Consider the following 19,024-nt stretch of genomic DNA (forward strand, 5'->3'; position numbering starts at 1 on the left):
CAGTATGACCTTCCTGTTAATCGCCTATACAACTGCAACCGTTATTAGAAACGGATGTGAGCAGAGGCATTCAGGTTGCTACGACCACCACGCCAGTTATCGATGTGATACTTGGTGAAAGGCAGACCGGTCTTTTCGAAGAATTTCGGCCAACCGATACGATCAGCCCACTCACCGATGCGCTCCCAATCCTTGGCGTCTTCTTTATAAGCGCTGAGGATCTGCTTGACGACGGTGGAAACCTCCGGCCAACGTGGGGGGTTGTTCGGTACACCGGCAGCAACCAGTTTATGGAAGGTCGGCTTGGAACGGGCATTGGAGTTCTTACCACCCACCCAGATTGCGAACTTGGAGTGCTCTGGATCGTTGATCTGCATCGGCGGACATGGCGGAAAGCAGGCGCCACAGCAGATACATTTCTTTTCGTCGACTTCCAGAGAAGGCTTACCGTTAACCATTGCAGGACGGATCGCAGCAACCGGACAACGAGCAACAACCGAAGGACGCTCACAAACATTGGCCACCTGGCTGTGGTCAATCTTAGGCGGCTTGGTGTGCTGGATGTTGATTGCGATATCGCCCTGGCCACCACAGTTGATCTGGCAGCAAGAGGTGGTGATACGTACACGGTTGGGCATCTCTTCCTTTACGAAATCGTCGTAGAGGTCATCCATCAGTGCTTTAACAGCACCGGATGCGTCGGTACCCGGGATGTCGCAGTGCAACCAACCCTGGGTGTGAGAGATCATGGAGACCGAAGGACCGGTACCACCGATCGGAAAACCTTCCGCATTCAGCTTGTCGATCAGTGGTTGAACCTTGGATTCATCACCGACCATGTACTCGATATTGGAACGGATGGTGAAGCGGACGTAGCCTTCAGCAAACTCATCAGCAATATCCATCAACTTACGAATGGTGTAGAGGTCCATCTGACGCTGAGTACCGGCACGCACTGTCCAGATACTGTCACCACTCTTGGCAACGTGACGAAGGACACCAGGACGCAGGCGCTCATGCCAGGCCCATTCGCCATAGTTCTTCTTCAGGACGGGGTGCAAGTAGGGCTCCATCTCCGGGACGCCACTCTCAATCGGCATACGAGGTTCCGACATACCTACCTCCAAAAAAATAGGGTAATTGATTCGTTTTAAGGGGCATTCGGGCGTACCCGATGCCCCCCTTTCAACCTGCTGTCAATCAGCAGAAGATAGAATTATTGCGCTTTGCGTTCAGCCCACTTGCTCGCTTCTTCATCCCAACCATCCATGCGGACATAAGGATTCATACGCGGACGCTCGATCATGTTCGGATCGATCTCCAGGCCGACGCCTTCGAGGAAGTTGACCAGACCGATACGCTCGATCATCTCACCGGTACGCTCGTGCTCCAGCGCATTCTCTGCGAAGAAATCGAGGATCTCGGTAGCCAGCTCCTCCAGGGTTTCAAAGTCCTCATCAGACTCAAGCTTCATGAAAGGCACGATAACAGTACCCATCAGGTCGCCGATCTTCAGAGTACGTTTACCGCCGCACAGCAGGGTAACGCCTTTGTCGTCGCCGGGAGAGAGCGCTTTGTTCATCACGTTGATACAGTGCATGCAACGGACGCAGGAGGGGTTGTCCACCGCCAGGGTGTCGTCATCATTCAATGACAGTGCCTGGGTTGGGCAACGGGTGATCACATTGTCGATGACATACTTGCGACCTTTCTCAGCGACGAAGCTTTTCACTTCGTCCTGATCGACTTTCATGTCATCGCGCCAGGTACCGATGGTAGCCAGGTCAGCGCGCTGTACAGAGTTCATGCAGTCATTCGGGCAACCGGAGACTTTATATTTGAACTTGTAGGGCAGCGCCGGACGGTGCATATCGTCAAGGGCGTTGTTGACCAGCATGCGCATGGTACGACCCTCGTCGAAGCAGGAGTTTTCGCAACGTGCTGCACCAACACAGGACATACCGGTACGTACCGCAGGACCGGCACCACCGAGATCAAAACCCATTTCGTTGATCTCATCGAATGCAGGCTGAACATTGTCAGTGGAACAACCCTGGAACATGATGTCGCCAGACTGACCATGGAACGCAATCAAACCGGAACCGTACTTTTCCCAGATATCGCAGAATTTGCGAATGGTGTCGGTGTCATAGTGCATGCCTGGAGGAGGCATAACACGCAGGGTGTGGAATTCCGCAGCGGCAGGGAATAGAGCCTGGCCGTCATCACCCTTCAATTCGGTAAAACGGGGAATGATACCACCGCCGTAGCCGATAACGCCCACAGTACCACCTTTCCAGTAGCCTTTGCGGGTTTCGTAAGAAGTCTCCAGCTGACCAAGTAGGTCAACCATCATATCGTTGTCTTTGGCGAGGCGCTTGAGGCCGGTAACGAATGAGGGCCAAGGGCCACTCTCCAGCTGATCAAGCATGGGGGTATCATGCATCTGTTTTGCCATCACTGTTTCTCCCAATGGTCGTTTATCGAGGTCGTCAGCATTTTGCACATCCTAATTATTCTTGGCTGAAAACCAAGTTGTAGAATCTGGCCACCGACCCGCAATCTTAACCTCACAGGCAGGGCCTGCTTCTACTGGGCAGCAAGTTTAGAGTTTCCTAATGCTGACCCATATCCTTCCGATGGGAGAGACAGGGATAGAAACATCTATCCCAAATGGGATATATAATCGCTGTTCAACAGCCATATTTTAAACACTATTACCGGTATAACTACTGCAATCACAGCGAGTTATAAACCATTCCCAATTTACTCAATTAAGTGAATATCCCATTTTTTCTGCAAGGGAGAGATTTGCACGATTTAACTGCAGATAGGACTTGAACCCAGCTTAAGCATATTGTTCAATAGTAATATCCTAGCGTTTTACTAAGTATTTAAACAGGCAAATAAAGTATGCTGTACCTGAGCGAGATCATGATGCAACATCCAGAGGTTGATAATTTTGAGCAACTGCTGAATGTTGTCAAAGAGCGTTCGAAAACGGAGGTATTCTTCCGTATCGACGTCAAACCACCCTTTGCGGATACCCCGGACAATTGGGAAGATCGCCTTGAAGCGGCCTTTACCTAGGCTCCAGGGTAAGCAAAGGCAAAAATAGTAATCAGGGTAGAGATCTGTGAAGTATTTGGAATCAGAAACTTTTCTCGGAGACAGCGAAAGTGCTGAAGATGCTGTCAAATCAAGCAAGCTTCTCGAAGTAAAGCTGCAGGAGCTCCGTCAACAACTGGAGGCGCTCGATACAGACAGCGCCTCTGAGCAGCGCCTCTCAATGGAGATTGAGAGCTGCTATATCCTGCTCGATCTGGACCGCAACGATGAAGCCTGGCAAATCGCCAAGAGCGTGTTTGACAGGGCGCTTGACTCAGAAAGCTGGCTGGCTGCGGTGGAGGCTTGTGATGTGCTTTATCAGGCGGAGAAGGAAGATGGTGCCAAAGCACTGGCTCACGGCATCTGGCTGGGGGTCACTTTTCCCATCGATCCTGAACTCAGTGTCGCCATGCTGCAACATCTGATCGACGAAACGCCGGATAACTCGGATGGTGCTGCGGTGGCAGCGGCAACCGCCTGCTACATCGTCGATCTGCGTGCCGAGGGTCAGGCCCAGGAAGACCTCAGGTTTTTCACCAACCAATTGATGGGCCAGGTTGCCAGACGCCATAGCCAGGTGGAAGAGCAGGAGATTTTCGATTTCTGGGTGGAACGCATGGAACTGGACGATCCCGCCAAATTCCTGCCCCGTTTGGCAACGGTGCTCGAGGTGATCGTTGACGGGGAGTGGTGGTACGACCGGGAAGCGCTGCGCAGCAAAATCCCCGCAGTAGCCTGATCTGGAGTTGAATATGTTCTGGCAAGAAGAGGAAGATGAGGAGCGTTTTGTAGTCCCGGACAATGTGCTGGATCTACTGTTTAAAATCAAATGCGCCACCCTACCCATCGACCACGCCTGGGCCCTGGCACAGGCGATCCAGCAGGCATTGCCCTGGTTTGCCGATGAACCCAATACCGGCCTGCATCTGATCTACGGGGCGGATTCAGGTAACGGCTGGGAGCGCCCCTCGGGCAGTGACCAATTACTCTATCTGTCGAGACGTACGCCGCTGATACTACGTCTACCCAACCGTCGAGTTGAGGACGCGGGCGCACTGACCGGCAAGATCCTGGATATCGATGGACACAGTCTGGAAGTGGGAAAAAGTCATACCCGTCTGCTGGGTATGACGACCACCCTCTATTGCCGCCATTTGATCGCTGCGGAGAATCAGTCGGAAGATGAGTTTCTGCACCACTCCGTCGAACAACTGAAAGCACTTAAGTTGAGGTTTAACAAGGTGCTTTGCGGCAAAGGCGAGCAGTTTGAGACGCCGGACGGCGCACTGATGACAAAAAGCCTGATGGTGGCTGGCCTACCCCTGGACGATGCCGTCACACTGCAGGAGGAGGGACTGGGCCCACTGCGTACTCGCGGCTTTGGCTTGTTTAATCCACACAAGACTGTTTAAGATTACAGGCTGCAAATTCACCGGTCAGCAGGGTTTCTATCGAGACACCAACCCTGGAAGATGATCCAGGCGCTGATCGGAACAGAGAATTCCAAAAGCAAAATTTGATTTAACGGGATAGCGTGTCTCGTGATTTAGTTAGGAGAGATCAATGTCATATGAAGTAAACGGTAATACAGTCGAAGCTGATGCGAACGGTTATCTGGTCAATCTGACCGATTGGAGTGAAGATGTGGCCAAGGCCATTGCTGAGCAAGAAGGAGTGAGCCTGTCTGAAAAGGCATGGGAAATCATCAACTTCCTGCGCGATGAATATATTAATAACAGTGGCAATCAGCCTAACGAACGTAATATGGTCAAGCACTTCAAAGGCGTCTGGACCGATGAGGGCAAGGTGGATGCGAAAGCACTCTATATCCACTTCCCCAAAGGTCCGGCAAAGCAGGCAAGTAAAATTGCCGGCCTGCCAGAAACCAAGCGCAAGGGCGGTTATTAAGCCGATCGGCTAAGTTACTGACGCTTACCAGGGTAAGGATCACCCTTACCCTGGTAAGCTAGTCACCCCACAATAATCAAACATCACTCCACATCCGCAGCAGATTGGCATAGGACTTATCCACCAATCCGGTAGTCGACTCTTCAGGACGATTTATCAAGAGATCCTCCCGCGCCTGATCAAGTTCGAAAAGCAGCTCTCGCCGCGCTGGATCGCGCACATAACTCTGTATCCAGGCTAGTGCCACCAACCTTTCACCCCGGGTCACCTCGGCAACATGATGCAGACTTGACGAGGGATAGATCACCGCACTGCCCGCCGCCAGCTTGACCTTCTTTTCGCCGAATGTGGTGCGGATCACCAGCTCGCCCCCTTCGTATGTTTCTGGCTCCCGAAGGAAAATGGTCATCGAGATATCGCTGCGAAATCGCTGACCACTCAACCCCATGATGGGATCATCCACATGATCACCATAGGTCATCCCCGAATGGTATCGGGCGAAGATCGGATCAGCCATCCGGAAAGGGAGAACCGCTGAACGAAAGGTACCATTCTGCCCCATGGCACTGGTCAGAATCCGAATCAACAATTCCATCTGTTTTGGTGAACCTTTCAGTTCCTGGTTGTTTTTGACTTTCTGTGCGGCCATACCGGCCGTCAGCTTGCCATCGACAAACTCCGCATCGGCCAGTATCTGATCGATCTTCTGTAACAGTGCTGAGTCGAGTAGACCTTCAATTTCCAACAACATCAGAAACTCCTATAGTGATTCCAGAGCCGTTTGCATCGCTTGTTCGTCGACCGGAAATGTCAGCACCGCATGCACCGCATAACGGGATTTGACCTCCTCCAGTCGCTGTAAATATTTAGCGTCGATCAGCACAACGATACCAGCTTCGATATCGTAACGTTGCAGGGTTGCCAACAGGGATTCCAGATTACTCATACGATCCCTGAACTGCGGATCGGAATAGAACTCTGCAACAACCACCTGAGGACGATGCTTCTTAAGCCAGGATTGGGCCTTGCGCACCGAGTTGACCATCTCCACCTTGAAGTTCAGACGTTGATAGAGCGGTATGAAATTCGGGTAACCACCCAATTCAACCACGGCGAGTAATTCCTGATCTTCCATACGCTTGATTTTACCTTTCGAAGACCTGATTATAATCCCCTCGGACGAATTGAACGCCGAGGCTCTCTGTTTTGGATCTTAGTATTTTGTAAACCGTCGATCTGTACCATGCAACTAAATCTTATTATCGATGACTGGTCAATGAACCTTGAAATACCTGATGGCTATATTGACGCCATGAATGAGTCTTTCGAAAAAATGGATCAGGATATGAACAAGGGCTGGCAAATTGGCCAGAAGTGGGTAAAAAATCCGGACAATACCCAGCGCTGCCAATTGGTTGCAGGAAAACTGCTCACCGCCCTGGAGACCGACAATGAACAGTTGGCATTGATGATGGGGGCTTATATCGTCTCCCGTATGCAGGGTGTCAGGCAGGTGGTCATCGATAACACCGGGGAGCCGGAAGAGACCTCATTCCAGTAATCCATCAATCTTGCGATCAGGATCAATCACTCGATTGGCCATCGATCCAGTCTCACACCAGATTGACAGCACCAATCGACATAAACTCGGTTACAAAACCGCATGCTATTGAAGTGTAAAATCTGTCAAACCGGTTCGGTCTCTCCCTACGGACTGTCGGATTTGATCAGCGACTGCCTCTGATAAGTAAGAGTGAACGCGTTAACAAACCTGCCCCTTTGCCGAATTTGCTTTCAAATGCCTCAAGTTCAAGTTTGGTATGCGTCCGAAACCTGTGTTTTTTCAGAGAGGAGCGGGCAGCATCTTCCCAGTTTTGAGAAAAGAACATCGCCTTGGCATCCATGAATTGCATTGTGGTACTCCCTGTCGTTGTTCTCAATCTCGATTGACTGGAATTTCAGAGTTGTCAGAGGAAAAACATCAGCTGCTTTTCGCAAGCGATAGAGGCAGAAAATCAACCAATGACACTATCTGAATTCACAGCTTAAGAGCATAGACCAACCAGGCCGAGTACCCCCTGAAATTAAAGACTTTTTACATGATCACTGTTATCTGACCACCTACAAACCATAGCGTTGGCCAGCCTGTCCCGCTTTGTCGGAACGGGCCTGAAAAACCTTGATGGCCGGTTGATTGTTGTTCTTTATCGCCAGATCCTCAGCACGCATGCCACGACTGTTTTTCCTCTCGGTATCGGCTCCATGATGGATCAAGCGATCAACAACAGGCCCATGGTGGTTATACTGAGCAGCGATCATCAGAGCATCTTCACCGTTGTTCACCAGCTGATTGATATCCGCCCCCAGATCGATCAGTTTATCGATCACCGCCGGATTCGAGCTGTAACCCGCCGCACCGGTCAATGGAGTACCTTTGAAAATTGAATCGGCCTCATTGACCTCCGCACCACGCGCCACCAACGCCTCGATGATCTGCGGATCCTCCACAGCCATTGCCGCCCACATCAGCACACCACCATTTTTATTGCCTGGTTCCAAAGCCTCATCGGGCACCTCGGCAACGGACTGAAGCGTTGCATCGGCCCAGTACTCCTGAGTACTGAATTTTCGATGTGGATTGGAAACTTTCAGATAAACCGCAAACAGTATGACTACTGCCAATGCGATCAGTAATTTTGGATTGACCTGACTCATGCTGCTCCCTTTTAACACTATCCTGCTTAATTTAATCAACCTTGGATTGCATCTACCCCGCTATGATCAATACAAAACGATCTGAAATCGATGCAGTCCAGGTAGTAAAGATATATACAATGAAATTCGGAATGACTTGGGAAATTAACACCTCAATCAGCATGACCTGATTCACAAGTTTCATAAAACATGACGACCCAGCTCAACACACAACAGATTCTGCACAGCTGAAGTGTCTATTGCTTATTTCAGAAAATACTCTCTTCCACCATCTGTTTGACCGCTGAGCGGGTATCGACCGGTCGACTCCGGTAACAGTCGAGCAGTCGGGTCGCCAATCCAGACCAGTGGGCCTGTCCATCGGATACCAGCTGATAGAAACGTTGCCAGTCTCTATCCTGATACCAGCCTTCATAGGCTGAGATCAACGCCGGGAAGAGAGATTTACGCATCCCGGTCAACCCGCCGATATAGAAATGCAGAGAGGCTTCATCCTCATCTTCCAGCAATTGAGGCAGTGTCACCTGACAATCGGCCCAATGATCCCTGACTGCACGAACCATCAGCTCGGCAGCGGAATGACCGAGCTCCAGAACCATCTCATTCCACTGATCCCCCAGTATCCGTCCCGCCTGATACTCTCCCTTCTCATGCAGCAAGACGGCCGCCAGCTCTTTTTCCACCATCAGATCAAGGGAGCTTTGAAGCTGATTTTCAAAATCGTAGTGAGAGAAGGCTCGCCCCAGGGCATTATCAGCCTGCTGCCATCGCCAATTCTCAAACTTCTCCCACAGCAGCCGGCGAAAGGACTCCCGTCTGATATAGATGCGTCCCCCCTGATTCATCGCCGCTGGTGCGGATAAATCTCTGGCGAGCTCACGTCCGGCAACCCAGACCGAGATACCCTCCGGCTCTTCACGACGTTCCAGGTGCCCAAGAAAAAACAGCGGTTTGTTTTTCGCACCATAGCCCGCGCTGTAGACCAGCCCCAAGGGTTCAAGTGATTGGTTGATGGCTTCCACATCGAAAGGATCGTAGACTTGGCCATCAATCGGCAGGGAGTCGAAGTTGTCATCCACCAGGGACTCCCAGAGCGCTTCCCGCGCTGTAAGCCAATCGCCGACGGATTCATTGGCCAGAGAGGTCTCGTAGTCGAGTCCGTTCTCCCAGCGGTAGTACTCCCGCATCTTTAAAAGGTAGGTACAGAGACCATAATCGGTGCCATGACGGGCATCAGAGATATGGCAATTACGTTGTACCGTGCAACAGAGTTGCCTGAGTGTACCTTTCATCGAGTCACCTTCTTAGGGCCTGTTAACAATCCTATATTTTAGAATCTCTTTTACCACCCCCGAGTAATCAGGGTAATACAGACTTGCCGAATGACCACAACCACTTGTTTTTTATACTATATTTGAAATTACTCCTGGACGCTCGGAAGTTCGTAGACAAGCAGTTCACGCAACATGGCTGTGGCATAACAACCGGCTGGCAGAAAAAACCTCAGCTCCAGATCCCCCTCCTCAAGAAACTGCCACTCCAAGCCGTTCAGAGCGACTCTCATCGGCCTCCGCTCCTGCTGTAATCCTACATGCTCCAGACCATTTCGCCACAGCTCGAAGGGGGCCAGCACCTGCCCTTCCAAACTCTCTGCCGCCTGTTTGACCAGACTCCGGCCACGCCCCCAGAGCGGACCGGTCGGATGTATATCCAGTGATGCACAGCGGCTGACCAACCGATCGGGCTGCTCTTCATGGTCTGCAAAACCGCCCCGACTACCATCCAGTTGAAAATAGTCACCTGGTATCGGACTGTTCCAGTTTCCCTGTTCGATTCGGGCAGCCAGAATCTGGTTAAACAGCTGCGACCTGGCCGCTGAGATAATCAGCCCGCGTAACGATCGATTGAGTCGCGGCCTGGATGGCGAAAACAGGAGATTCGCCTGATCCAGGTTACTGTAATCATGGCCAAAGCGCTGCTCTCCAAAGTAGTTGGGCATTCCGGCTTCCTGCAGCTGCTGGAGACGCTTTTCAATAGCCTGTTGCAATCCAGTGAGTTGCCGGACTCTGAGTACGAAACGGTTACCCCGCAGGTTTCCCCGACGCAGCTTCTTTCTGTGCCGATGAACCGCCAGCACCTCGATCAGATCGTCATCCAGGGCCTGCCAATCCGGCTCAGGTCGACCCGCCATACCCAGGGAGAACCACTGAGTGGTCACGGCGTGACGGTCTTTCAGACCAGCGAAACCCACATCCCTTCTGTCGATCCCGGCCAGTCGCGCCAGCTGCCCGGCAAGCCACTGGGTATTGGTCTCTCTTTTTCTGATCTGAACCAGCAGGTGTTCCCCCTCATCGTCCGGCAGGAAACCAAGCTCTTCATCCACCTGAAAATCATCTGCGCAGGATCTGATCACACCATCGCCAACGGGACTGCCATGGGCGTAGGGCATCTGCGCCAGGGTTATCCAGGATTGATCGTTCACTGGATCTTTTCCACCAACAATACTGTGGCCAGTGCAGCAATGCCCTCCCCCCGACCGGTAAAACCCATACCCTCGGTGGTGGTGGCCTTGATGTTGACCCGATCGAGATTGGTTTGCAGATCCCCGGCCAGTAGCGACCTCATATCATCGATATAGGGTGCCAGCTTGGGTTTCTGAGCGATAATAGTCATATCCGCATTGGCAAGCTTGAGGCCCAACTCACGCAGCTTCTGCATGACCTGACGAAGCAGTTCCCGACTGTCAATGCCCGCATAGGCTGGATCGTTATCGGGAAAATGCCGCCCGATGTCACCCAGGGCAGCCGCACCAAGGAGAGCATCGCAAAGCGCATGAATCAGCACATCCCCATCGGAATGGGCCTTCAGGCCCTGATCGTGTGGCACCTCGACCCCACCGAGCACCAACGGGGAGCCAGATTCGAAACGGTGAGCATCATAACCCTGTCCTATACGCATAATTTTTTCACCCTGGCCGCTTAAGAGTTATCCGATCGGGTCGATAAATAAACAGCATTGTACGCTTTGTAGCAACATTTAACTTGGTGATTAAAGATATCGGCCAGGAGCAGGCAGGATTCCCACCCTATCGGGTATATTTCGGTTCTGCGGGTAATGCCAATCGCTAGGGATTAAGTTTAAATAGATCGAGCAACCAGTAGATGATTCAACGTGTAACCGCAGTGACTCAAAACAGGGTCAAGAAGATTGAGATCCTCAGACACCTGCCGAAACGGGTGCAAAACTATGTTCTATCTGAAACCCATATTGAACATTGCAATGCGGATACCCGCATCGCTGTAGCCGGAGAGGCGAACGAACAGATCTTCTACCTGATGGCCGGGGAAGTCCGGGTCAGTTTCAATGATGGCAAGCAGATCATCTGTAAAGCGGATCAACCCTGCAGCCTGGTTGCACTAGCGGAAAAAAACCCCAGTGAAGTCTCTATAGGCAGTCTGACTGCAGTTGACCTGTTGAGTATTCCACGAGAGCTTTACGATGCGATCAAACGGCTGCCGCCGATGGTCAATCAACGCTCGAACAACACCATCGAGTTGCAGGACAGTGAAGGGCCGGAAGATGAGCTCTACTGGGAGTTCCATGAAGCCGTGCAGAATAACACCCTGGAACTTCCCAGTATGCCGGATATCACCATGCGCATTGCCAAGGTGATCAATGACAGCAACTCCGACAGCGAAGATATCGCTCATGTGGTACAGGCGGATCCCACAGTGGCTGCCCGGGTGATCAGCGTGGTCAACAGTGCGGCCTACCGGGGTAAGCAGCCCATCGACAACCTACCCGACGCGGTAACCCGGCTGGGACGATCGGTAACCCATAACCTGGTGATCAGTTTTGCCTTGGGGAAACTGTTTCAAAGCCGTTCTAAGATACTTCGGCAACGGATGCTGAGCCTCTGGAAACATGTCAGCTATGTGGCACCGATCTGTCATGAGCTGGCCAATGTCACCCCGGGACTCGCCCCAGACCAGGCGCTGCTCTGTGGACTACTCCACGATATCGGTGCTCTGGCTATCATCGGTGCTGCACGCAGCAAGCCGGAACTTGCCGAAAACCCCGAACTGCTTGATCGGGTGCTGAAAAATCTGAAAGGTGAAGTCGGCGCGATGGTATTGCGGAAATGGGAGTTTCCGGACTACTTTGTCCAGTCCGCACTGCACGCAGAGGACTGGATGGAGGATATCAGTCACGAGCCGGACTATGTGGATCTGGTGGTAATAGCCCAACTGCATGCCTTTATCGGTACTCCGGCGATGGCCAGACTACCCCGTCTCGACCTGGTGCCCGCGTTTCATAAACTGGCGCTGGGCAAACTAACCCCCAGACATTCGATCGGCATCATTGAAAATGCCCGGGATCAGATCCGTGAGCTGCGTGATCTGCTAGCACTGTAAGCGGATCACTCCTTACCTTTGACCAGTTTGAGATAGTGCTCGGCCAGCAGCAGATCGTGTTGATGGGTGATTTTGATGTTTGTACCGTCACCCTCCACCATCAAGGGCCGATGGCCTGACAGCTCCACAGCACTCGCCTCATCAGTAACGGCCGCACCATTTTCAATCGCCTGTTGCAGGCTGCGGTTCAACAGACCAAGCCGAAACATCTGAGGGGTAAAGGCGCGCCAGAGACGCTCCCGTGAGACTGTGGCGTCGATTTGATTGGTATCATCGACCCGTTTCAGGGTGTCAGCGACCGGGATACCGAGCAGCCCTCCGACCGGATGGCTCTGCAATGTCTCGATCAAACGGTCCAGATCGTCGCTAGAGAGACAGGGGCGGGCGGCGTCATGCACCAGCACCCAATCAGCCTCGTCGGCCAATTCGGCGAGACTTGCCAGTGCATTGCGCACTGAGTGGTAGCGCTCTGCCCCACCGGCGGCCCGAATCACATTCGGGTGATTGTGGTGTTCACAGCTTTCCCAATAGCCATCCTCGGCCGACAAGGCCACACAGACCCCGGAGATGCGCGGGTGATTCAACAGCCTCTCCAGGGTGTGATCGATGATCTTGCGACCACACAGATCCAGATACTGTTTTGGCACCGCCCCACCCATCCGTCGACCGACACCGGCGGCCGGTACTACTGCCCAGCATCTATTGCTCATTTGTCTCAGTCCCCGCTGGGGTGACTACCTGATAGAAAGTCTCACCCTCTTTGATCATGCCGAGCTCACTGCGGGCACGCTCCTCGATGGCGGCCTGGCCACTGCGCAAATCTTCCACCTCGGCCTGCAGGGCATGATTTCGTTTGCGCAATCCGATCAACTCCTGCTGCAACGCACCAATTTCATCCTTCAGATTGTTAACCTCGGCAAGACTCCCCTCACCCACCCAGAGGCGATATTGCAGAAACATCAGCAAGGCAACCAAAATGGCAATAATGATGCGCATCGATCAATCAAGAACGTGAAAGTGTATGGATTCAGAGCAGCCCTGAATATTCATCGATTCAGCGTGGCGGAGGACTAGGCCTCCCCGGTCCGGGATCGCTCCAGGCGCCCTGAGCACAACCTATAGCATACCCAGTGACGCCTTGCCCAACCAGGGAGGATAGGATGTGAGTCAGATCATGCGATGGTTACCGGGAAGGCCTCTTTGCCTGCGTAGACAGCCTCATCACCCAGCTGATCCTCAATGCGCATCAACTGGTTGTATTTGGCAACCCGGTCAGAGCGGGAGAGAGATCCGGTCTTGATCTGCCCGGTACCGGTCGCCACCACCAGATCGGCGATGGTGGTATCCTCGGTTTCACCCGAACGATGGGAAATCACCGCACTGTAGCCCGCATCCCGAGCCATTTCGATGGCGGCCATGGTCTCGCTCAAAGTACCGATCTGATTCACTTTGATGAGAATCGAGTTGGCAATACTCTCATCGATACCCCGTTTCAGAATTTTGGTATTGGTGACAAACAGATCATCACCGACCAGCTGTACCCGCTGACCCAGTTTTTCGGTCAGCCGTTTCCAACCGGCCCAATCACCCTCATCCATACCGTCTTCGATGGTAATGATCGGATATTGATCGACCCAGGCAGCAAGGTAATCGGCGAACTCTTCGGCACTGAACTTGCGCCCTTCGGAGGCCAGATTGTAGACCCCATCCTCATAGAATTCGGAACTGGCCACATCAAGCCCCAGGTAGATGTCGCTGCCTGACTTGAAGCCGGCCTTTTCAATCGCCTCCAGAATCACCTCAATGGCGGATTCGTTGGATGGTAGATTGGGTGCGAAGCCCCCTTCGTCACCGACGGCGGTGGCCATGCCCCGGCCTTTGAGTACGCTCTGCAGGGCGTGAAAGACCTCAGCGCCATAACGCACCGCTTCACGAATCGAACCAGCCCCCACCGGCAGGATCATGAACTCCTGCAGATCGACACTGTTGTCCGCATGGGCGCCACCGTTGATGATGTTCATCATTGGCACAGGCAGCCGGTAGGGACCGGATGAGAGCGAGCGGTAGAGTGGTAGTGCACGCTCCTGAGCTGCCCCGTGAGCGGCGGCCAGGGAGACCCCCAGCAGCGCGTTGGCACCCAGTTTGGCTTTGTTCTCGGTGCCATCCAGATCCAGCATGCACTGATCGAGTGCAGCCTGTTCGGTGACTTCCATGCCCATCAATGCCTCTTTGATCGGGCCGTTTATGTGAGCCACAGCCTGCAGCACCCCCTTACCCAGATAGCGCTGTTTGTCGCCATCCCTGAGCTCCAGTGCTTCCCGCGACCCGGTGGAGGCACCGGAGGGGACCATCGCCCGTCCAATCGCACCATCCGCGGTAAAAACATCGGCCTCTATGGTTGGGTTACCCCGTGAGTCGAGAATTTCTCGCCCACGTACATCAACAATTTCAGACATTTCGTCTCCATCTAATTCTGTCGTTTGTTTGTATAAGCGCTATTATCATCGCTGCATTTTACATGAAGATGACTGGGCAGGCTTATAGTTCAAGTTCGATCAGGCCGCTCTGCTTGACCTGCCGGTCAACAGCCACCAGGGTTTCAAGCAGTTGAGCCATTTTCGGTAACGGCCAGGCGTTGGGGCCATCGCTCAGTGCTTTGTCAGGATCGGGATGGGTCTCCATGAACAGCCCTGAGACACCGGCCGCCACGGCCGCTCTGGCAAGCACCGGCACATATTCACGTTGCCCGCCGGAGCTTTTGCCCTGCCCGCCTGGCAGCTGCACCGAATGCGTGGCATCAAACACTACCGGGCAGCCGGTCTCTCGCATCGCCGCCAGTGAGCGCATATCCGAGACCAGGTTGTTGTAGCCGAACGAGACGCCCCGCTCACAGACCATCAGCTGTTGATTGCCGACCGCTTTCGCCTTTTCAACCACATGCACCATATCCCAGGGGGCGAGAAACTGACCCTTTTTGATATTCACCGGTAACCCCTGTCGGGCCACCCGCTGAATGAAGTTGGTCTGACGGCAGAGAAACGCCGGGGTCTGCAACACATCCACACACTCGGACAACTCTTCCAGGGGGGTATCCTCGTGTACATCGGTAAGCACCGGCACAGCCAGCTCCTGCCTTACCTTCTGTAGAATCTGCATACCCTGCTCCATACCGGGACCACGGTAACTCTCAGCCGAGGAACGGTTCGCCTTGTCGAAGGAGGATTTGTAAATAAAGGGTATCTGCAACGCCTCACAGAGCTCCTTCAACGCACCGGCACTGTCCATGGCAAGTTGTTCACTCTCGATCACACAGGGACCGGCAATCAGAAACAGGGGGCGATTCAGCCCGATCTCAAAATCACACAGCTTCACTGCCCACCATCCCTGTGCTTGCGGGCGGCCTCAATGAAACCGGAAAAGAGAGGATGCCCATGGCGCGGTGTGGAGGTGAACTCCGGGTGGAACTGGCAGGCGACAAACCAGGGATGGTCAGGAATTTCAACGATCTCAACCAATCGACCATCCACCGAGCGACCGGATACTTTCATACCGGCTGTGACAATGTCATCCAGGTAGCTGTTATTGAACTCATAGCGATGACGATGACGCTCCACAATCACATCCTTATTGTAGAGTTGATGGGTAAGGCTACCGGACTGCAGGTTGCACTCCTGACCGCCGAGCCGCATGGTGCCGCCCAGGTCGGAGTTTTCGCTGCGCTTTTCCAGTTGCCCGTCGGCGTTCAGCCACTCCACGATCAGGCCAATCACCGGATTGGGTGTCGAGCGATCGAATTCGGTACTATGGGCACCCTCCAATCCCGCCACATGACGGGCAAACTCAATCACCGCCACCTGCATCCCAAGGCAGATACCCAGATAGGGGATACGGTTTTCACGGGCATAGCGTACAGCCTCGATCTTGCCCTCTACACCCCGGTTTCCGAAGCCGCCAGGCACCAGAATGGCATCCATACCCTCCAGGCTCTCGGTGCCGCTCTTCTCGATCTGCTCTGAATCCACATAGTGAATCACCACCCGGTTGCCGGTATGCACACCCGCATGCACCAGGGCCTCGGAAAGGGATTTATAGGCTTCGGTAAGGTGAACATATTTACCCACCATGGCCACCTTCACCTCGCCTTCGAGATTATCCAGCCCTTCGAGAAAGGCTTCCCACTCCGAAAGATTGGCAGGGGGAAGATTCAGACCGAATCGCTGGTTTACCAGCTCATCCATACCCTGAGCATGCAGCAGCACCGGAATTCGATAGATGGAGTCGGCATCCACCGCAGAGATGACCGCCTCTTCAGGCACATTGGTGAACAGAGCGATCTTTCTGCGTTCCGGCTCCGGCAGGGGCTGCTCCGAACGGCAGACCAGGATATCCGGCTGAATACCGATCGAGCGCAACTCTTTCACTGAGTGCTGGGTCGGCTTGGTTTTGATCTCACCTGACGCCTTGATATAGGGAACCAGGGTCAAATGCATGAACATGGCCCGCTGATGGCCCATCTCCACACCCATCTGACGAATCGCCTCTAGAAAAGGCAGAGATTCGATATCACCGACGGTGCCACCGATCTCCACCAGACAGATATCCTTATCCCCGGCGCCGAGCAGAACGCTCTCCTTAATCTGATTCGTTATGTGTGGAATTACCTGTACCGTACCACCCAGATACTCGCCCTTGCGCTCCTTGCGGATCACCTGTTCGTAGATCTGGCCGGTGGTGAAGTTGTTATTGCACCCCATGGTGCTGTCGATGAATCTTTCGTAGTGACCGAGATCCAGATCGGTTTCCGATCCGTCCTCCGTTACGAACACTTCACCATGCTGAAAAGGGCTCATGGTGCCGGGATCCACATTGATATAGGGATCCAGCTTGATCATGGTGACATCCAGGCCGCGAGCCTCGAGGAGTGCGGCCAGTGAGGCTGAGGCGATACCTTTACCAAGCGAGGAAACCACACCGCCCGTAATGAAAATAAAACTGGTCATGAAATTCTGCTTACCAGGGTTAGAGTGCAGGGAATGGGATATAGGACGGGGGTAAACAGTACCAGATTGGCCCTCTTCACTCAATCTCGAAGGGCTGGTTGGCCACAGAGCCGTGATAACCCCCAAGGGGGGAAGAATTCGTTTGAATATCACCGCTCAAGGTCTATAATCGATTGGCGTGTTTCGCAAATAACAACTACTGAGGCAAGCAGTACTTTACCCGATCGTCCAGGCCATTTTTTTGGCCGACCTCGTTGTGAAGTCCTCAAGCATCGTATGATGGAGGCTTACGAAGCCACTTTTATACATCACCGATGGTAGTATCAAAACAATCATTTGAGAGGAAGAAAGCATGACTAAATTTGCTAAAGTTCTGAGCATCGCTGCTCTTGTAGCTGCGTCTACCAGCGCTTCTGCCTGGTGGGGCGGTCCTGGCTATGGTAACCGCGGCTGGAACAATGACGGTTGGGGCGATGGTTGGGGTGATGGCTCCGGTGATTTCAGCTTCGGCATGAGTGGTAATGCCCGCGGTTCTGGCTATGGCCGGGGTAACAACTACTACCGTGACTATGGTGGCTATGGACCTTATGGTTACGGCGCTCCATACGGCTATGGTGCTCCTTATGGCGCTCCTTACGGTGCTCCATACGGCTATCCTGCGCCTCCAGCTGCAGCACCTGCACCAGCTGCACCGGCTCAATAAGCCTACCCATGTGCAGAAAAGCCGGCCTTCTGGCCGGCTTTTTTTTGCTCCCAGCCACCCTGGATACAAGTCCTGCAATGATCCAAAGTAATAAAAAAACTAAAACGACTTGATCAACATCAAGAATTTCTGGAAAAATAGGCCGGGTGCTGGTTCACAAAAAATTGAGAGACACGGATGTGGTTGTAGGATGGGGAGACAAGCTATCCGCTCCGACAGGCTGTTTGTCGGGAATAGCGGTATAAGTGGCTCCAGTGGTTTAAACACCAACCTCTGGGAGCTGTAACGCCATTGAGGAAATTGAGGTCATCTCGGAAAGGAAATGATACCCCTTAAGCGTAAACCGTCTTTACCAAGCGTTGATATCAAAGCACCCCGCATGCCGGAGCGATCACTTGACTAGCAGAAAAGTTGTCTCATTTGAAAATATCAAGGTAGCCTGCAAGAACTGCAGTCTGGCCACTCTCTGTCTACCGATGGGATTGACACCGGATGACGTGGAGCGCCTTGACTGCATCATTAAACGGGGGCGGCCCTACCATCGGGGGGACCACCTCTACCGTGGTGGTGACAAGTTCCACAGCCTGCGGGTCATTACCAGCGGCTCGGTAAAAACCTACAGCCCCAACGAAGATGGTGGAGAACAGGTACTGGGCTTCCACCTTCCGGGTGAGCTGATCGGCCTGGATGCCATTCAGGATGATTGCCACACCTGCTCGGCGATCGCCCTTGAGACCACAGCGGTGTGCGAGATCCCCTTCTCCCAGCTGGAGTCCCTGAGCGCCATCATGCCCAGCCTGCAGCACCAGATGTACCGCCTGCTGAGCCGGGAGATCGGCCAGGATACGGAAATGCTGACCCTGCTGGGTAAAAAGAGTGCCGAAGAGCGCCTGGCCACCTTTCTGCTCAGTTTCTCGGAGCGATTCAAGCAACGGGGATTTTCAGCCAGCGACTTCTTTCTGAGTATGTCCCGTCATGAAATCGGTAACTATCTTGGCCTGGCCGTTGAAACAGTCAGCCGGCTGTTTACCCGTTTTCAGGATGAAAATCTGCTGAGAGTGGAGCGCAAGCACGTTCAGTTGCTCGACATCCCCAGACTCTACGACATCGTGCAGGGCTGCGACAGCGCCAAATCGAGTCAATCGAGGGTCTGACGAAGGGTCTGTTAGCCGATA

General features: G+C 53.2%; 22 protein-coding genes. 8 read left to right on the forward strand and 14 right to left on the reverse strand.

Annotation, left to right across the window (positions count from 1 at the left end):
- Positions 1-44: 44 nt before the first annotated feature.
- Together dsrB and dsrA are read right to left on the reverse strand one after the other, a co-directional pair.
- On the reverse strand, positions 45-1,115 hold the full coding sequence (gene dsrB / locus AC4IE8_RS08605; protein WP_068988089.1) for a dissimilatory-type sulfite reductase subunit beta: 1,071 nt from the start codon (positions 1,113-1,115) through the stop codon (positions 45-47).
- A gap of 101 nt (positions 1,116-1,216) precedes the next feature.
- Positions 1,217-2,458 carry a dissimilatory-type sulfite reductase subunit alpha gene (gene dsrA / locus AC4IE8_RS08610; RefSeq protein ID WP_068988088.1) on the reverse strand — a complete coding sequence of 414 codons (1,242 nt, stop codon included), beginning with the start codon at positions 2,456-2,458 and terminating at the stop codon, positions 1,217-1,219.
- A 455-nt stretch (positions 2,459-2,913) separates the two neighbouring features.
- Between dsrA and AC4IE8_RS08615 the strand changes: the two genes are divergently transcribed.
- The 4 genes from AC4IE8_RS08615 (at position 2,914) to AC4IE8_RS08630 (ending at position 5,016) form a co-directional block, all read left to right on the forward strand.
- The gene (locus AC4IE8_RS08615; protein ID WP_068988087.1) at positions 2,914-3,090 is read left to right on the forward strand and encodes a sulfur relay protein DsrC; all 177 of its coding nucleotides are present in this window, start codon (positions 2,914-2,916) and stop codon (positions 3,088-3,090) included.
- A gap of 46 nt (positions 3,091-3,136) precedes the next feature.
- Complete coding sequence (locus AC4IE8_RS08620; protein WP_068988086.1) at positions 3,137-3,847, forward strand: hypothetical protein; 711 nt, start codon at positions 3,137-3,139, stop codon at positions 3,845-3,847.
- A 13-nt stretch (positions 3,848-3,860) separates the two neighbouring features.
- Entirely contained in the window at positions 3,861-4,520 is a 660-nt protein-coding gene (locus tag AC4IE8_RS08625) for a type I-MYXAN CRISPR-associated protein Cas6/Cmx6 (protein ID WP_490790811.1), read from the forward strand.
- A 151-nt stretch (positions 4,521-4,671) separates the two neighbouring features.
- The gene (locus AC4IE8_RS08630) at positions 4,672-5,016 is read left to right on the forward strand and encodes a TusE/DsrC/DsvC family sulfur relay protein (RefSeq protein WP_068988084.1); all 345 of its coding nucleotides are present in this window, start codon (positions 4,672-4,674) and stop codon (positions 5,014-5,016) included.
- Positions 5,017-5,092: 76 nt separating this feature from the next.
- Here AC4IE8_RS08630 and AC4IE8_RS08635 read toward each other — a convergent pair whose 3' ends face one another.
- Together AC4IE8_RS08635 and AC4IE8_RS08640 are read right to left on the reverse strand one after the other, a co-directional pair.
- Entirely contained in the window at positions 5,093-5,767 is a 675-nt protein-coding gene (locus AC4IE8_RS08635) for a Fe2+-dependent dioxygenase (protein WP_068988083.1), read from the reverse strand.
- Positions 5,768-5,776: 9 nt separating this feature from the next.
- Positions 5,777-6,151, reverse strand: coding sequence for a hypothetical protein (locus AC4IE8_RS08640; RefSeq protein ID WP_068988082.1), 375 nt, complete (start codon positions 6,149-6,151; stop codon positions 5,777-5,779).
- A 108-nt stretch (positions 6,152-6,259) separates the two neighbouring features.
- On the opposite strand from AC4IE8_RS08640, the gene AC4IE8_RS08645 reads away from it, so the two are divergent.
- Positions 6,260-6,577, forward strand: a complete 318-nt coding sequence (locus AC4IE8_RS08645; RefSeq protein WP_068988081.1) for a hypothetical protein — start codon at positions 6,260-6,262, stop codon at positions 6,575-6,577.
- 166 nt (positions 6,578-6,743) lie between these two features.
- Here AC4IE8_RS08645 and AC4IE8_RS08650 read toward each other — a convergent pair whose 3' ends face one another.
- From AC4IE8_RS08650 to ispF, 5 genes are all read right to left on the reverse strand, one after another.
- On the reverse strand, positions 6,744-6,929 hold the full coding sequence (locus tag AC4IE8_RS08650; protein ID WP_068988080.1) for a hypothetical protein: 186 nt from the start codon (positions 6,927-6,929) through the stop codon (positions 6,744-6,746).
- 208 nt (positions 6,930-7,137) lie between these two features.
- Positions 7,138-7,731: an ankyrin repeat domain-containing protein gene (locus AC4IE8_RS08655; protein ID WP_068988079.1), complete on the reverse strand. Its 594-nt coding sequence runs from the start codon at positions 7,729-7,731 to the stop codon at positions 7,138-7,140.
- Between the two features lie 248 nt (positions 7,732-7,979).
- On the reverse strand, positions 7,980-9,023 hold the full coding sequence (locus AC4IE8_RS08660; protein ID WP_068988078.1) for an Sfum_1244 family protein: 1,044 nt from the start codon (positions 9,021-9,023) through the stop codon (positions 7,980-7,982).
- A 128-nt stretch (positions 9,024-9,151) separates the two neighbouring features.
- On the reverse strand, positions 9,152-10,213 hold the full coding sequence (gene truD, locus AC4IE8_RS08665; protein ID WP_490790812.1) for a tRNA pseudouridine(13) synthase TruD: 1,062 nt from the start codon (positions 10,211-10,213) through the stop codon (positions 9,152-9,154).
- Positions 10,210-10,689, reverse strand: coding sequence for a 2-C-methyl-D-erythritol 2,4-cyclodiphosphate synthase (ispF, locus tag AC4IE8_RS08670; protein ID WP_068988077.1), 480 nt, complete (start codon positions 10,687-10,689; stop codon positions 10,210-10,212). The genes truD and ispF overlap by 4 nt, the downstream gene beginning before the upstream one ends.
- A gap of 203 nt (positions 10,690-10,892) precedes the next feature.
- Between ispF and AC4IE8_RS08675 the strand changes: the two genes are divergently transcribed.
- Positions 10,893-12,146, forward strand: coding sequence for an HDOD domain-containing protein (locus AC4IE8_RS08675; RefSeq protein WP_083225920.1), 1,254 nt, complete (start codon positions 10,893-10,895; stop codon positions 12,144-12,146).
- A 5-nt stretch (positions 12,147-12,151) separates the two neighbouring features.
- Here AC4IE8_RS08675 and ispD read toward each other — a convergent pair whose 3' ends face one another.
- From ispD to pyrG, 5 genes are all read right to left on the reverse strand, one after another.
- Positions 12,152-12,856, reverse strand: coding sequence for a 2-C-methyl-D-erythritol 4-phosphate cytidylyltransferase (ispD, locus tag AC4IE8_RS08680; RefSeq protein WP_068988076.1), 705 nt, complete (start codon positions 12,854-12,856; stop codon positions 12,152-12,154).
- Positions 12,846-13,142 carry a cell division protein FtsB gene (gene ftsB / locus AC4IE8_RS08685; protein ID WP_068988075.1) on the reverse strand — a complete coding sequence of 99 codons (297 nt, stop codon included), beginning with the start codon at positions 13,140-13,142 and terminating at the stop codon, positions 12,846-12,848. Before ftsB ends, ispD begins: the two co-directional genes overlap by 11 nt.
- A 176-nt stretch (positions 13,143-13,318) precedes the next feature.
- Positions 13,319-14,602, reverse strand: a complete 1,284-nt coding sequence (gene eno, locus AC4IE8_RS08690) for a phosphopyruvate hydratase (RefSeq protein WP_068988074.1) — start codon at positions 14,600-14,602, stop codon at positions 13,319-13,321.
- A gap of 82 nt (positions 14,603-14,684) precedes the next feature.
- Entirely contained in the window at positions 14,685-15,518 is an 834-nt protein-coding gene (gene kdsA / locus AC4IE8_RS08695; protein WP_068988073.1) for a 3-deoxy-8-phosphooctulonate synthase, read from the reverse strand.
- On the reverse strand, positions 15,515-17,146 hold the full coding sequence (gene pyrG / locus AC4IE8_RS08700; RefSeq protein ID WP_490790813.1) for a CTP synthase: 1,632 nt from the start codon (positions 17,144-17,146) through the stop codon (positions 15,515-15,517). The genes kdsA and pyrG overlap by 4 nt, the downstream gene beginning before the upstream one ends.
- Before the next feature lie 352 nt (positions 17,147-17,498).
- Between pyrG and AC4IE8_RS08705 the strand changes: the two genes are divergently transcribed.
- Both AC4IE8_RS08705 and fnr read left to right on the forward strand, forming a co-directional pair.
- The gene (locus tag AC4IE8_RS08705; RefSeq protein WP_068988072.1) at positions 17,499-17,849 is read left to right on the forward strand and encodes a sulfur globule family protein; all 351 of its coding nucleotides are present in this window, start codon (positions 17,499-17,501) and stop codon (positions 17,847-17,849) included.
- A 395-nt stretch (positions 17,850-18,244) separates the two neighbouring features.
- Positions 18,245-19,003, forward strand: a complete 759-nt coding sequence (gene fnr, locus AC4IE8_RS08710; RefSeq protein ID WP_068988071.1) for a fumarate/nitrate reduction transcriptional regulator Fnr — start codon at positions 18,245-18,247, stop codon at positions 19,001-19,003.
- Positions 19,004-19,024: the final 21 nt, after the last annotated feature.

It is taken from the genome of Candidatus Thiodiazotropha sp. AKAK2, assembly GCF_058244685.1.

Bases quoted from the DNA above. Each gene is read 5' to 3' on its own strand.
- dsrB (WP_068988089.1), bottom strand. From the start codon at position 1,115: ATGTCGGAACCTCGTATGCCGATTGAGAGTGGCGTCCCGGAGATGGAG.
- dsrA (WP_068988088.1), bottom strand. From the start codon at position 2,458: ATGGCAAAACAGATGCATGATACCCCCATGCTTGATCAGCTGGAGAGT.
- AC4IE8_RS08615 (WP_068988087.1), top strand. From the start codon at position 2,914: ATGCTGTACCTGAGCGAGATCATGATGCAACATCCAGAGGTTGATAAT.
- AC4IE8_RS08625 (WP_490790811.1), top strand. From the start codon at position 3,861: ATGTTCTGGCAAGAAGAGGAAGATGAGGAGCGTTTTGTAGTCCCGGAC.
- AC4IE8_RS08630 (WP_068988084.1), top strand. From the start codon at position 4,672: ATGTCATATGAAGTAAACGGTAATACAGTCGAAGCTGATGCGAACGGT.
- AC4IE8_RS08635 (WP_068988083.1), bottom strand. From the start codon at position 5,767: ATGTTGTTGGAAATTGAAGGTCTACTCGACTCAGCACTGTTACAGAAG.
- AC4IE8_RS08640 (WP_068988082.1), bottom strand. From the start codon at position 6,151: ATGGAAGATCAGGAATTACTCGCCGTGGTTGAATTGGGTGGTTACCCG.
- AC4IE8_RS08645 (WP_068988081.1), top strand. From the start codon at position 6,260: ATGCAACTAAATCTTATTATCGATGACTGGTCAATGAACCTTGAAATA.
- AC4IE8_RS08650 (WP_068988080.1), bottom strand. From the start codon at position 6,929: ATGCAATTCATGGATGCCAAGGCGATGTTCTTTTCTCAAAACTGGGAA.
- AC4IE8_RS08655 (WP_068988079.1), bottom strand. From the start codon at position 7,731: ATGAGTCAGGTCAATCCAAAATTACTGATCGCATTGGCAGTAGTCATA.
- AC4IE8_RS08660 (WP_068988078.1), bottom strand. From the start codon at position 9,023: ATGAAAGGTACACTCAGGCAACTCTGTTGCACGGTACAACGTAATTGC.
- ispF (WP_068988077.1), bottom strand. From the start codon at position 10,689: ATGCGTATAGGACAGGGTTATGATGCTCACCGTTTCGAATCTGGCTCC.
- AC4IE8_RS08675 (WP_083225920.1), top strand. From the start codon at position 10,893: ATGATTCAACGTGTAACCGCAGTGACTCAAAACAGGGTCAAGAAGATT.
- ispD (WP_068988076.1), bottom strand. From the start codon at position 12,856: ATGAGCAATAGATGCTGGGCAGTAGTACCGGCCGCCGGTGTCGGTCGA.
- ftsB (WP_068988075.1), bottom strand. From the start codon at position 13,142: ATGCGCATCATTATTGCCATTTTGGTTGCCTTGCTGATGTTTCTGCAA.
- eno (WP_068988074.1), bottom strand. From the start codon at position 14,602: ATGTCTGAAATTGTTGATGTACGTGGGCGAGAAATTCTCGACTCACGG.
- pyrG (WP_490790813.1), bottom strand. From the start codon at position 17,146: ATGACCAGTTTTATTTTCATTACGGGCGGTGTGGTTTCCTCGCTTGGT.
- AC4IE8_RS08705 (WP_068988072.1), top strand. From the start codon at position 17,499: ATGACTAAATTTGCTAAAGTTCTGAGCATCGCTGCTCTTGTAGCTGCG.